The organism is Sorangium sp. So ce887, assembly GCF_051521455.1.
Taxonomy (GTDB): Bacteria; Myxococcota_A; Polyangia; order Polyangiales; family Polyangiaceae; genus Sorangium.
In genome coordinates this window covers 10,485,081-10,498,495 of the sequence record NZ_CP150354.1, presented here as the reverse complement: position 1 = coordinate 10,498,495, position 13,415 = coordinate 10,485,081, and the positions used below count along the sequence as shown (strand labels likewise).

General features: G+C 74.5%; 7 protein-coding genes. 6 read left to right on the top strand and 1 reads right to left on the bottom strand.

Annotated elements, in window-relative coordinates:
* The first annotated feature begins 27 nt into the window (after positions 1-27).
* The 3 genes from WMF36_RS39255 (at position 28) to WMF36_RS39245 (ending at position 2,223) form a co-directional block, all read left to right on the top strand.
* Complete coding sequence (locus WMF36_RS39255; protein WP_437575949.1) at positions 28-555, top strand: response regulator; 528 nt, start codon at positions 28-30, stop codon at positions 553-555.
* A 381-nt stretch (positions 556-936) separates the two neighbouring features.
* The gene (locus WMF36_RS39250; protein WP_437575948.1) at positions 937-1,149 is read left to right on the top strand and encodes a DUF6755 family protein; all 213 of its coding nucleotides are present in this window, start codon (positions 937-939) and stop codon (positions 1,147-1,149) included.
* 15 nt (positions 1,150-1,164) lie between these two features.
* Positions 1,165-2,223, top strand: coding sequence for a tellurite resistance/C4-dicarboxylate transporter family protein (locus tag WMF36_RS39245; RefSeq protein WP_437575947.1), 1,059 nt, complete (start codon positions 1,165-1,167; stop codon positions 2,221-2,223).
* A gap of 42 nt (positions 2,224-2,265) precedes the next feature.
* Here WMF36_RS39245 and WMF36_RS39240 read toward each other — a convergent pair whose 3' ends face one another.
* Positions 2,266-4,695, bottom strand: coding sequence for a hypothetical protein (locus WMF36_RS39240; RefSeq protein ID WP_437575946.1), 2,430 nt, complete (start codon positions 4,693-4,695; stop codon positions 2,266-2,268).
* Between the two features lie 444 nt (positions 4,696-5,139).
* Between WMF36_RS39240 and WMF36_RS39235 the strand changes: the two genes are divergently transcribed.
* From WMF36_RS39235 to WMF36_RS39225, 3 genes are all read left to right on the top strand, one after another.
* Positions 5,140-6,981, top strand: a complete 1,842-nt coding sequence (locus WMF36_RS39235) for a S53 family peptidase (protein ID WP_437575945.1) — start codon at positions 5,140-5,142, stop codon at positions 6,979-6,981.
* A gap of 81 nt (positions 6,982-7,062) precedes the next feature.
* Entirely contained in the window at positions 7,063-10,590 is a 3,528-nt protein-coding gene (locus tag WMF36_RS39230; RefSeq protein ID WP_437575944.1) for a poly-gamma-glutamate biosynthesis protein PgsC/CapC, read from the top strand.
* Entirely contained in the window at positions 10,587-13,349 is a 2,763-nt protein-coding gene (locus WMF36_RS39225; protein ID WP_437575943.1) for a hypothetical protein, read from the top strand. Before WMF36_RS39230 ends, WMF36_RS39225 begins: the two co-directional genes overlap by 4 nt.
* Positions 13,350-13,415 lie beyond the last annotated feature (66 nt).

The window sequence follows — 13,415 nt, the reverse complement described above, 5'->3', positions numbered from 1 at the left end:
TACCACACAATGCTACGCTGGCTGATCGTGGAGGATGACGCGAGGCTCAGACGCGCGCTGGGCGAGGCCCTCGAGGTGCGCGGCGTCGGGGTCGTCGCCTGCGCGTCGGTGGCCGAGGCGTATCGCGCGCTTTCGGACGGGGCGTTTCAAGGGATCATCGCCGACGTGACGCTCCCCGACGGGAGCGCCGTCGACGTCGTGGAGCGGGCAATGGCCTGTGCTGTCGCGCCGGCCATCGTGGCCATCAGCGGATCGGCGAGCCCGGCGGTATCGTTCCGTCTCGCCCAGATGGGCGTGCGCTCGTTCTTGGCCAAGCCGCTGCGCCTCGAGGAGCTGGAGCGCGCGATCGACGACGCGCTGGCCCGTCCGCCCGATCTCCGCCCGCAGGTGCGCGCAGCCGTGGGGCGGACATCGATCCAGGATGTCGAGGAGCAGGTCCGCACCATCATGGTCGACGAGGCGCTCGCGCGCGCCGGAGGGAGCCGGCGGAAGGCGGCGCAGCTCCTGAACATCTCGCGCCAGCTGCTCCAGCACATCCTCCGGCGGCGGTCGTAGGAGGAGGCTCGAGCTCGGTGAAGTCCTCGACGGTCTCGAGCGCACGCTGAGCGCCGAAGAGCCGGAATCTTCCGCGCTCGCCCCCAGCCGGCATGTGCCTCGTTTTCTCGCGCAAAAGGCGGGAACCCTCCTTATGCAGGCGTTCTTGACGTGCGGTCCCCACAGCAATCTGCCGCTCGGCTACCACAACCTCGATCGAGATCCCCTTTCGGAGCTTCGATGTTTCTGCTTCACACGTCGAGTGCGACATCTTCGGGACCGACACGTGCGGGCCTGGTACGGCCGCTGGATCGAGCGTCGATGACGGCGGCCCGGAGGTCGAGCAGCGCCGGCATGCGCCGTGTGGCGCGGGCGCCCGCCGTTCGGTTACTCTACGCACCCATGAGAAAGCGGAGCGGGCGCCTCGCGCCGATGGACGACGTGTTCGCCGCGAGGAAGCGACAGGCCGTCCCCCATGAGTTCGTGCTCGAGGCGCTCGGGCCGCTCGGGCCAGTGACGCGGGACACGACGGTCGCGCTCCCCGCGGCGCTCGTGAGCCTTTTGTGCCTGGGTCTCAACATAGGACTCCTCCGGTACCTGGTCCGGTTCGAATAGATGGACGGCTCAGGCATGACGACGCTGACCCGCCGGATCGCGCGCGGCATCGAGGACCTGTATCCCGGCTATTTCGCGCTCGTCATGGCGACGGGCATCGTCTCGATCGCGTCCGATCTCGTCGGTCTGTCATGGACCGCCCGCGCCCTGCTCCGGGTCAACATCGCGATCTACGCGCTCCTGAGCCTGCTCCTGCTCATGCGCCTCGCCGTCTACCCCGGGCGCGTGCTGGGCGATCTCCGCGATCACGGCCGCGGTCCTGGGTTCTTCACGCTCGTCGCCGGGACTTGCGTGCTCGGAACGCAGCTCCTCGTCGTCGGCGGTGAGCCCTCCGCTGCGCGCGTGCTCTGGTTCGCGGGCATCGCGCTGTGGGGGGTCGTCATGTACAGCTTCCTCACCGCGGTCATCGTGCGCGAGCAGAAACCCTCGCTCGAAGAGGGCATCAACGGCGCCTGGCTCATCGCGACCGTCGCCACGCAGGGGGTCTCTGTCCTCGGTTCGCTCCTCGCTCCCGGCATGGCGGCGCCCGCCCCGGTGCTGTTCCTCGCGCTGTGCATGTTCCTGCTCGGCGCCCTGCTCTACCTCACGATCATCACGCTGATCTTCTACCGCTTCACCTTCCTCCCGATGACGATGGAACGGTTGACGCCGCCCTACTGGATCAACATGGGAGCGGTGGCCATCACGACCCTCGCGGGCTCGACGCTGCTGCTCGCTCGGGAGGCGTCGCCGCTGATCGTGAGGATCGAGGCGTTCCTGACAGGCTTCACGCTCTTCTTCTGGGTCGCCGCGACCTGGTGGATCCCGCTCCTGGTCATCCTGGGGATCTGGCGCCACGCCGTCCGCCGGTTTCCCTTTCGTTATGATCCCCAGTACTGGGGAATGGTGTTCCCGCTGGGGATGTACACCGTCTGTACGATTCGATTGGCGCGAGCCGCCGATCTGGATTTCTTGCTGATCATCCCCCGCTACTCAAGCTACGTGGCGCTCCTGGCGTGGATCGTGGTCTTCGTCGCGATGATCCGCTCGCTGCTGGCCTCGGGCAAGGCACAGGCCGGAGCGCCATCCGCCTGAGGGCCGCAGGCGCGGGCGGCCGAGGACGGCGGGAGCCCGCTCCTACTTCGGGCTCGCCCTGCCGATCGCGATGACGTTCTGCGCCGCCGGCTTGCCGCCCTCGTGCGCGGACCCGCCGACGCGCGGGTGCGCCCTGAGGAGCGTCACCGTGAGCGTGATCCCCCAGCCGTCGTTCGTCTTGAGCTCCGCGTGCCCGTGGCTGTCCTCCACGGCCAGGATGAGCCGGCCGAGCGGCTCGAGCCCGGCCGGCGCGGCGCCGGGCGCCGTGAGCACACGCTGGAGCGCCGACTCCGGCAGCCCCAGGCCGAAGCCGACGTCCAGGATCGACAGCTGCACGCCCTGCGGCGCCTCGCGCACCGACACCACCGGGCCGTGCCCAGGGAGCCCGCGGCCCGCGACGTCGATCAGGAACGCGTCGAGCGCCTGCGTGAGCTCGCCGCGGTGCCCGAGGGCGTGCGTCGCGCCGCGGATCGGCTCGAGCCGCACCGCCCGGCCTGTCACGCGGGCGGAGCTCGCGACGGCGTCGACCACGACGTCGACGAGCTGGAAGGCGCAGAGCGGATCGGTCGCGTCGCGCGCCGCGAGCGGCCGCACGTTCCCCGAACCAGGGGCCGGCTGCTTCACCGGGATCAGCGCGGCGACGTAGCCCGCGATCCACGTGGAGCCGTCGGACTCGCGGCGGAGCGGGCGCACCGAGAGCACATACGGCTCGGGCGCGCTGACGCTGAGCTCGATGCCCTCGTCGCTCGCCATCACGCTGGAGAGCGACACCGCGGCGCTGCCGGCCGACGTGGCGCCGAGGACGTCGCCCAGCGTGAGCGAGCCGGGCGGGAGCGCCGCGCTCGCGCTCTCCGCGGGGACCACGACGTCGCGCGCGCGCAGCCACTTCGCGAACTCCGGCGCGACGAAGCGGACGTCGCCGAAGGCGTCGGCGTACAGCAGCCCGACCGGCGCGCTGCGCAGCATCGACCCGAAGAGCTGGAGGTCGTCGAGCGCGACGCGCGCGCCCTCGACGAGATCGTCCTCCGGCGCGTGGCCGGCGCGGTCCTCGCCCGCGCCGCCCGCGTCGCCCTCCGCGGTGCGCGCGAGGCGCTTCCTGCGCAGGAGCAGCGCGAGCTCGCGGCCGACGTGCTCGGCCCGCTCCGGCTCGCGCGAGAACGTCTGCTCCGCGACCGGGCCGCAGAAGAACACGTAGCCCTCGATCTCGCCGAACGCGATGAGCGGGACCACGACCGCCGGCATGTCCTGCTTCGTCAGGAAGCGGCGCGCCAGGCGGATCGCCGGCACGCCCTGCTCGCTGCTGTACGGCGGGCGGCGGACGTCGTGGCGGCGCTCCGCGACGAGGCTCTCGCCGCCGCGAGGGTCGCTGCGATCGTTCCAGAACCTGAGGTGCCAGCTGCCCGCGGGCAGCTCGGCGACGAGCACGAGATCGGCCGGATGCGCCTGCTCGGCGAGGCGCGCCACGCGCGGCCAGAACTCCTCGTCCCGCAGCGTGTGGACCCCCTGCATGCGGAACAGCGCGGCGCGCTGGATGAGCTCCGCGGCGCGATCGACCGAGCGCTGGACGGCGAGCCCGCGGAGGATCATCACGCCCGCGAACGCGACAGCGAGGCCGAACAGGGTGCTCGGCAGCGGGAGGAGGCTCGCCTCCGCCCGCGCGGCGAGCACGCTCTGGCCCACGGCGAGCGCGAACGTGGCGAGGAACAGCGCGGCCGTCGCGACGAGGCTCCCGTGGCGGCGGCGCGCGAGCCACACGAGCCCGCCGGCGAGCAGGACGAAGAGCGCCGGCGCCCAGGCCGGGGCCGAGGCGCGCCGGCCGCCGTCGAGCAGCCCGCCGAGGACCGCGGCGATGCCCTTCGCCGGCGGCAGCGCCGACGTCGCGACCGCCTGGGGCGCGACGCCCCCGGCGCCGACCCCGACGACCGCGACGCGGCCCTCGAGCGCGGCCGCCGGGACCTGGCCGTCCGCGAGATCGCGCAGGCTGACCGCGGGGACGCTCTGCGGCGCCTTCTTGAGCACCCAGGGCGCCGCCGAGACGCCGAGCGCGCCGAGCTCCGCCGCGTGCGCCTCGGCGGCCAGCGGGAAGAAGCCGACGACCTCGCCCGCGCTCAGGCGCAAGAGCCCCGGCGGCATCCGGACGACGGGCGCCGCCCCCGCGGCGCGGCCCGCGGCGTCGCCGCCGCAGAACGCGTCCGCCGGGGGGACCAGCAGCGCCCCGCGCGCGCGCCCGCGCTCGAGCAGCCTGGGGAGCGATCGCTCGCAGAGCCCGTCGCGCAGCGCCTCGGGCGAGGCCGTGACGAGCAGCACCTGCGCGGAGGGCGCGGCGTCGGCGAGCGCGGACGCGGTGAGGCCGCGCGCCACGTAGTCGAACCGCTCGAGCGGCGCCACGGCCGCGATCAGCGCGCCCGCGGCGATCGCGAGCACATCGGGCCGGAGCCAGCCGAAGCGCGCCGCGTCCCCCTGCGAGGTCATCGGTCGCGGGATGCGAAAGGGCTTGGGGATCCGCGGACGGTAAGTCTTCGCCATAGTCGCTGAAGAACGCAGCGCGCCAGGGGGCGCGGGACGCCCGGGCAGGCTGAGCGTCGCATCGTGGTTGCACCGATACAATTGTCTAGCGAGGTCCGCTGCGCCAAAAACATCCGCTGTTCGAGAAGCTCGAGAAGGAGGCCCCCTACAGCGCGCGCTCCGAGCGAGCCGCTGCGTCGCGCTCCGACCGCGCCGCCCCGTCGCGCTCCGACCGAGCCGCCGCGCCGCGGCGCAGCGGCGGATCTGTTCGAGACGAGGTGCGATGTGGTGCTCCGCACCCTCCGCCGAGGCGCGTTGTGTTGCGGGCGGCGTCCGTGTGATGCGACGTCAGCGCACGCGGACGATTGGGCTGGATCGGCCTGTCGGAAGGGGTTTGAATCCCTCCTGGGTATGCGCCGCACTTCATCTGTTCTCCGGGCCGCTCCTGTCCTCGGGTTGTTCGTTCTCGCCAACAGCGTGGCCTTCTCGGCCTCGAGCTGTGGCTGCGAATCGGATCCACAGCTCGCAAATCCATCGGGCAGCGGCGGCGGCGGCGGTGCGGGCGGCGGCGGCGCGGGCGGCGCGGGCGGCGCGACAGGGAGCGGCGGGGCCGTGTCCGGGAGCGGCGGCGGGGGCGCGACGGCGGACGGCGGCGGCGGGGCCGGCGGGGTCGCGCTGCCGGAGGAGCTGCCCGACTTCACCGAGGAAGAGATCGAGCCCGCCGAGGCCGTGGACGGGATCCCGAGCCCGCTGCCAGGCGTGTACGACGACAAGGGCACGGCCGGCGGCGACGAGGTGGTCCGCGCGCTGATGGGCTTCCCGATCCGCAACGCGGGGCTCCTCGACCTGGCGATCGAGGAGATCTACGACCCGGCGAGCCCGCGGTTCCGCCAGTACCTCACCCCGGACGCGTGGATCGCGGCGCACGCGCCGCGGGAGCTCGACGTGCACCTCGTGAAGCTCTGGCTCGAGGAGCAAGGGCTCACGGTGAACTTCACGGCCACGAACCGGCTGCTGATCCAGTTCACCGGCACGGTGGCCCAGTTCAACGAGGCCTTCAAGACGGAGCTCCGGGTCTTCGAACGGGAGAACCCGCAGGCGGGCAATCCCCCGTTCGACGTCTACGGCACCCTCGGCAAGCTCACCGTGCCGACGTGGGTGTCCGACCGCACGACCGGCATCATCACGGCGGATCTCGCGGCGAGCACCAAGCCGCTCCCGCCCGAGGGCGGCAGCATCGAGCCGGATCCGCCGGCCAACGTCGATCAGGGGATGACCCCCGCGCAGATCGCGGGCGCGTACGACCTCGACGACCTCTACGAGCTCGGGTTCACGGGCCAGGGCGTGAAGCTCGGGGTCACGGTCGGCGCCACCTTCAAGTACAGGGACCTCCAGTCGTTCTGGCGCGCGCTCGGCGTGCAGCGGGCGAACCCGGAGGTCGTCGTGACGATGGAGCCCGTCGCGACGCGCTACCTGGAGTCGACGCTCGACGTCGCGTGGTCGGGGAGCCTCGCGCCGGGCGCGGAGCTCGTCGTGTATCAGGGGCCCGACGCGCGCAACACGTCGATGGTCTACACGTTCAACGAGGCGATCGCCCGCGGCGAGGTGTCGGTCATCACGGACTCGTTCGCCCACCGCGAGGACTCCGAGCCGCCGGCCGTGCGGCTCCAGTACCACCACGCGGCGCGGATGGCGGCGGCGCTCGGGATCACGGTCGTCGCGGCGACCGGCGACTCGGCGCAGACCGACACGCCGTCGGCGAGCCCGTACGTGACCGGGGTCGGCGGGACGTCGCTCTGGCTCACCCGGAACGGCGAGGTCGAGAGCGAGGTCGCCTGGTCGGGCTCCGGCTCCGGCCCGACGCTCTCGTTCCCGATCCCGTCCTGGCAGGTCGGGGTCGTGGAGGGCTCCGACGGCAAGCGCGCGGTCGCCGACGTCGCGATGCACGCCGCGCTCTCGCCGGCCCCGTACTGGGTCTACTACCTCGGCGAGTGGAATCGCTACGGCGGGACGTCGTTCTCGGCGCCCGCGTTCGCGGGGATCATCGCCGTGGTGAACAGCTACCGCGAGGCGCAGGGCCTGCCGCGCGTCGGGTTCCTCAACTCGATCCTCTACACGACCCCCGACGTGCAGGCGACGTTCCGTGACATCGTGAGCGGCGAGACGGAGTTCTTTGCCGCGGGGCCCGGCTGGGATTACCCGACGGGCTGGGGCGCGCCGAGCGCGATCGGCCTCGCCACCACGCTGCCGTAGCGGCGCCGCTCGCCGGACCGGGCGGCGCCGCGCGCCGGCTCGATCCGACCGCACGCCGCCGCTGTCCCGCCGCCCCGCCGCATGCTCGAGAACCTGCCGCTCTTCCCCCCGAACGGGCTCGATCGGAGCCTCCACACAGCGGTCCTGATCGGGCTCGTCTTCGGGACGTTCTTCACCGAGACGCTCGGCTGGACGTACGCGGGGCTGGTCGTGCCCGGCTACCTCGCGACGGTGTTCTTCGCGGCGCCGGTCACCGCGGTGTTCATCATCGCGGAGTCGATCGTGACGTACCTGTTCGTCGCGCTGATCGGCCGCTGGGTCACGCGGACGGGCGCCTGGTCCACGGCGTTCGGGCGCGAGCGGTTCTACCTGTTCATCGTCGGCGCGGTGATCGTGCGGCTCTTCGTCGAGGGCTTCGTCGTGCCCGAGGTCTCGGCGCGCTACGACTTCGTGCACTCGCGGGAGCTCTACAGCATCGGGCTCGTGCTCGTGCCGCTCATCGCGAACGCCTTCTGGAACAGCGGCGTCCTGCGCGCGGCGCCGCGGCTCGCGGTCGTCACGGCGCTGACGGCGCTCGTGCTCGGCGTGCTGCTCCGGACGACGAACCTCTCGGTCTCGCGCTTCCAGGTCCTCAACGAGAGCCTGTCGCTCGAGTTCCTCGAGCTGCCGAAGGCCCACATCATCCTGGTCATCGGCGCGCTGCTCGGCGCCCGCAACAACGTCCGCTACGGGTGGGACTACAACGGCATCCTCGTGCCCGGCCTGCTCGCCGTGGCCTGGTACGAGCCGACGAAGCTGCTCACGACGACGGTCGAGGCGCTGGTCGTCTACTACGTCTCGCGCTGGATCATCTCGGTCCGCCCCTTCTCCCGGATGCTGCTCGTGGGGCCGAGGCGCATGATCTTCGTGTACGTGCTCGGCTTCGTCCTGAAGATGGCGCTCGGCTTCGCCATGGTGCGGTTCGCGCCGGGGCTGCAGATGATCGACTACTTCGGGTTCGGCTACCTGCTCCCGAGCCTGCTCGCCGTGAAGATGTGGAACAAGGAGCACGTCGGCATCGTGATCATGCCGACGCTCCAGGTGTCGCTCACGGCGTTCCTTGTCGGCAACGGGGTCGGCTACGCGCTCGTCGCGCTCGGCTGGGGCAGCGCGCCGCCGCCGCCCGCGGCCGAGGCCCGTCCGCCGCCGCGCATCGAGAGCGCCGCGCTGGCGCTCGTGCTCTCGGACACGGCGCCGCGGCCCGGCCCGCGCCCGAGGGCGGCCGCGATCGCCGCCGACATCGAGTCGCGGCGGATCGCCCACCGGCTCGCGCGCAGCGTGCTGCTCGACGGCCGGCCGGCGGACGAGGTCCTCGGCGTGGCGGAGCGCGCGCGGCTCTCGGTTTTGCGCGAGGGCGACGGCGAGCGGCCGTGGTACGTCCTGAGCGCCCGGTTCGACGATCCCGAGGACTCGCCGAGCGCGCCGCGGGCGGCGATCCGCAAGCGCGCCGGCCGGAGCCCGGGGTCGGCGCCCGAGTGGCTCGTGCTGGCGGCGCCCACCGAGGTCGGCTCGGCGCTGCCGGCGGTGGCGCTCCGGGTCGCGGAGCTGCTCGACGCCGCGGGGGTCGTGCTGCTGTCGCGCCACGGCGCGATCCGGCGGCACGACGAGGCGTTCGCGGCCGCGATGATCGAGGCCCTGGAGGGCCCCCAGGTGCTGATCGTCGAGCCGGGCGGCGGTGACGGGCCGGAGCTCAGCGTGGTGGGCACGCCGGCGGGGCTGCCGGTGGTGTCGATCGGCGAGGGGCTCGGCGCCGAGACGGCGATGAGGTTCCGACCGGCGGCCGAGCAGCAAACGCTCCTCGCCGACGCGCCGCGCCTCCGGGTGCCGCGCCACGTGGCGGAGGCGGTCGGCGCGCGCCTGCTCGGCGCGCCGGAGGTCGTGCGCTGGAGCGGGACGCTCGAGGAGGAGCTCGCGAAGCGGATGGTGTCGCTGACGGAGGTCCAGCCGGGCCGGTTCCGCCCGCCGTCGATCGAGGAGCTGCGGCTGTTCGACAGCGTCGTGGCGCCGCGGCTGATCGCGGCGGCGACGCGCCCCGGCGGCGCCGCCAGCGCGACGCCGCCGACCGCGTGGGAGCGGGCGATCCTCGGGCGCCTCGGCTTCCGCGAGATCCGCATCGGCGGGAGCGACGCCGCGCCTGCGGCGTGGGGCATCGCCGAGCCTGGGCCGGCCGAGGGCGGCCCGGAGCGCCGCGGCAACCCGGCGTGGCTCGTGCTGGCGAATCAGGCCACGCTGCCGCCGCGCGCGGGCCCAGCAGCGGGCCCAGCGTCCTCGATCGGCGGCGTCCTGCCCGTGTCGCCGTCGCCGGGGGCGGTGAGGTCGCCGCTCACGGGCGCGATGCTCGTGGAGGTGCCCGCGCCGCGGTGGCAGATCGGGGCGTTCGGCGCGGGGCTCGCGCTCGCCGACGCGCTCTCGGCGCAGTCGCTCCTGCTCGCGGGGGCGGTGCCCACGGCGGAGCCGAACGGCGCCGCCGACGTGCGGCGCGCCGAGGGGCTGCGCAGCTTCTTCCAGCGGGCGCACGAGGTCTGGATCGGGGACGGCGGCAACGCGCTGTCGGTCCAGGCGATCGAGGCGGATCGGACCTACGAGCGGGACGCGGTGATCTCGTTCGGGTACGAGGTCCTGCGGCCGGAGCACGTGCCCACCTTCGCGGGGCCGCTGCTGGAGACGCTGCGCGATCTGGAGCTGCGCGTGGGGATCTTCGACGGCACGCGCGAGCAGGTGCCGTTCAGCGGCGCGACGGACATGGCGATGGCCTACGCGAAGCGGTTCGCCGAGGGGCGGTTCGCGATCGTGTACCTGGGCAGCGCGATCCGGCGCTTCTTCGAGCTGCGGCGCTTCGCTGCGCCGGGGCAGGGGGAGACGCGCCTCGAGGCGCGGCTCACGCGGCTCGGCGTGGCGCCCGCGCCGCTCGACGTGGCCGCGCGCGCGCAGGCGCTCGCGACGTGCGCGGGGAGCGCGGGCGCGGGCGCGAGCGGGGACGAAGCGTGCCCGACCCGGGGCGTGACGGCGGGGTGCGATCTTTTCGCTTCGATGGAGGTTTTCCGTCGCTACACGACCGAGCGGAACCCGTATTACCTGAGGGAGCACTTCTCGGCGCAGGCGGCTGCGCCGGGGGGCGCGCCCGGGCCGGGGGATGCGCCGGCGCAGGCGGCGCGGGGCGCGGCGGCGGTGCGGGGCGCGGCGGCGGCGGTGCGGGGCGGGGCAGCGGCGCGGGGCGGGGCAGCGGCGCGGGGCGGGGCAGCGGCGGCGCCGCCGCGGGTCGAGGCGCGGTGTCATGTGGAGATCGGGCGCGACGTGATCACGGGGCGCCCGTGGGTCATCGCGGCCCGGCCGGGGGAGGCGCAGCTCCTGCCGATCGACGGCGCGCTCGTCGCGGTCCCGGGCGTTGCGGTGCCCGGCGGCGTGCGGCTGCGGCGCGCGGTCACCGTCGGCACGAGCGCGCTCAGGATCGAGGCGGCCAGGTCGGGCTCGCCGGGCGCGGCGGCCTCGGGATCGCCTGCGTCCGGGTCGGCGGCGCCCGCGTCCGGGTCGGCGGCGCCCGGTGCGGCCCCGCAGGAGGCGACCCCGTGACCGCCCCGGCGAAGCGCCGCGAGCCGACGAGCCACGACGCGCCCGCGCCGCCGCGCCCTGCGCGGCCGCCGCTCCGGGCGCGCTCGGCGACGGGGGGCTTCCGCGCGCGGGTGGGCGCGCCGCGCAAGGCGCTGAACCCGCGCTGGCTCATCGCGATGGCGCTGCTCGGGGTGACGGCGTTCGCGCTCTCGCTCCTGCCGGGCGCGCCGCCGCTGGGGAGCTCGCTGCCGGCCGAGGACGAGATCCTCGCCTACCACATCGAGCCGGAGCGGGACCTCGCGATCAAGATCCCGGCCGAGATCGACGCGGTGGAGGTGACGACCTGGGCGGCCGTGAAGGCCGACGTCTGCGACTCCGCGAGGCGCTATCCCTACGGCTTCGTCGCGGCGTTCGTGAACGAGCGGGGCAAGGAGGTCGCGCGGCACGTGGTCGACCTGGAGAGCCGCGTCAGCTGCGATCCGGATCGCCCGCTCGGCGAGGGCGAGTACGCGGCGCGGCTCGACCGCGGCGGGGGCGCGGTGGCGGATCCGCGCTCGACGCTGCTCATCACGCACGACGTGCTCCCGCAGGGCGGGCAGGTGCGGCTCCGGGCGAAGCCCGCGGTGGGGAGCGACGGCAAGCCGATCGAGCTCACGATCCTGTCGCGGCTGGAGGGGCGCTACCAGCGCAGCGAGACGTCGCGCGCGCTCTACGAGCAGAGCCTCGACGCGGAGGAGCGGCGGCAGCTGGGGCGCCGGGTGTCGGCGCTCGGCTTCGCCGACCTGCCGGAGCCGGCGCGGAAGGAGCTGCTCCGGGGCTGGGCGCGTCGGCTCGAGGCCGGCGGCCGCGAGGGCATCGACTACGAGATGTCGCGGCTGCTCTTGCGGCGGTTCCGGATGCCGTTCCCGCGGGCGGAGGGCCGCGGCGCGTCCGAGTTCGTGGTCGGCGAGCGCCACGCGGCGGCGCTGAACTTCCGCGGCCCGCTGTCGCTCGACATCGAGGGCCCGCCGGGCCGCACCGTGCGCGTCGCGGACGGCGCGAGCGCGCCCGCGAGCGTCGCGCTCGGCCCGCTCGGGCGGGCGACGGTGCGGCTGTCGCGCGAGGACATCCGGACGGTGGTGATCGACGGGGTCGGCCCGGATTTCGGCGTGCGGTTCGGCGCGCCGGAGGCGCAGGCGATGCAGCAGATCGGCGAGATCGTGCATCCGGCGATGCCCGCGCCCGCGGGCGGTCCCGGCGCGGCGGCGGAGCCGGCGGCGGACGCTCCCGGGGCGGCGCCGGGGCTTGCTGCGGACGCTCCCGGGGCGGCGCCGGGGCCTGCCGCGGACGCTCCCGGCGTCGCGCAGGCCGCGCCGGTGCGGCTCCAGACGCCGCCCGACGTGCGCCTCGTGCGCTACCTGGCGCTGGATCCGAGCGATCCGGTCATCGCGCGGATGGCGCCCGGGCAGGAGCTCCTCGGGCTGCTGATCCGGACCGAGGTCGAGACGACCGGCGGCGCGAACCAGGGCGACGCGACGGTGGTGGCGCGGTGGGGGCCGGGCCCGACCGAGCGCGCCGAGCTCAAGGTGACGCTCCCGCGATCGCGCTTCGAGTGGTGGAACGACGGGCTCGACGCGTCCGAGCCGCGGCTCGCGATCCTGCGGCCGCCGGAGGGGGTGGAGCGGATCGAGATCACGGGGGACGCGAGGACGCGCGTGCGGCTGCGCACGATCGAGCCGGGCGTGAACGAGACGCTGTACCGGCTGCCCTACCGGGTCACGCTGGCCGAGGACGAGACGTGGCGCTACGCGCCGTTCGACGTGAGCACGTGGACCGACGTGCGCGCGGTCAACCTCGACGATCTGGAGCGGAAGGAGCGCTTCTCGGATCTTCGCGAGCAGGTGCGGATCGAGCGGTCGGGGGAGGGCGCGAGGTCGGACGCGGATCGCCCGGAGCGGACCCTCACCCCCGAGCATGCGCCGGTGCGCCGGCGGCTGCTGATGCCGGCGTGGCAGTCGGCGGGGGAGCCGTCGCCGGGCGACGCGTGGACGCCGCTGCTCGTGGCGAAGGACGTGCGCGTGGACGGGGAGGGGGCGCGGGCCGGCCGGCTGTCGGTCATCTACCGGGCCGCGCGCGCGTCGCTGGGCAAGGAGGTCGCGGTGCGCGTGGACGGCGAGGTGGCGCTGAAGGAGCCGATCGTGGCGCTGTCGGGCGCGCTGCGCGTGGCGGCGCCGGCGGGCACGCGCCGGGTCGAGATCGAGGGGCTCGGCGACGCGGGGGCGGCGTACACGGACGCGCCGCCGGCGAACGGCGGGGCGATCGTGCGCCGGCGCGACGTGTTCGAGCTGACGCGCGCCCGGCCGATGACGTACCGGTTCAAGCAGGGGGCGGGCGAGACGCTGCACCTCGTGCTGTTCGTTGTGACGCCCGGGGAGAACGCGGACTACCGCATCCGCTACCGGTTCGAGGGGGCGAAGCCCGCGTCGCGGGAGGCGGCGTTCTTCCGGCGGGTGACGATCCCGGACGGCGTGCTGGCGGGCCGGGGCGGCGATCTGACGCGCGCGACGCTGTGGGAGGCGGCGACGGACCGGCGCGGCACGGACGGGGTGGGGCGCGGGGTGATCCGGCTGGGCGACGATCTCGCGCCGGGGGAGCGCGTTGTGCGGCTGTCGCTGCTCGGGCCGCAGGCGGGCGACGCGGGCGAGCCGGCGAAGGCGGTGTGGGTCGGGGCGGTGCTGGTCGGGCAGCGGGCGCCGGGCCGGGACACCGGGCCGCGGCTGTGGGTGGAGGACGATCCGTGAGGCGGGCTCGGGTGGAACGGGGGGGCCGCAGGGGGCGCAGGGGGCGCAGGGGGCGGCAGGGGGCGG

What these genes read in the sequence shown, in the direction of transcription:
- WMF36_RS39240 (WP_437575946.1), bottom strand. Translation starts at nt 4,695, where the DNA reads ATGACCTCGCAGGGGGACGCGGCGCGCTTCGGCTGGCTCCGGCCCGAT.
- WMF36_RS39250 (WP_437575948.1), top strand. Translation starts at nt 937, where the DNA reads ATGAGAAAGCGGAGCGGGCGCCTCGCGCCGATGGACGACGTGTTCGCC.
- WMF36_RS39230 (WP_437575944.1), top strand. Translation starts at nt 7,063, where the DNA reads ATGCTCGAGAACCTGCCGCTCTTCCCCCCGAACGGGCTCGATCGGAGC.
- WMF36_RS39235 (WP_437575945.1), top strand. Translation starts at nt 5,140, where the DNA reads ATGCGCCGCACTTCATCTGTTCTCCGGGCCGCTCCTGTCCTCGGGTTG.
- WMF36_RS39245 (WP_437575947.1), top strand. Translation starts at nt 1,165, where the DNA reads ATGACGACGCTGACCCGCCGGATCGCGCGCGGCATCGAGGACCTGTAT.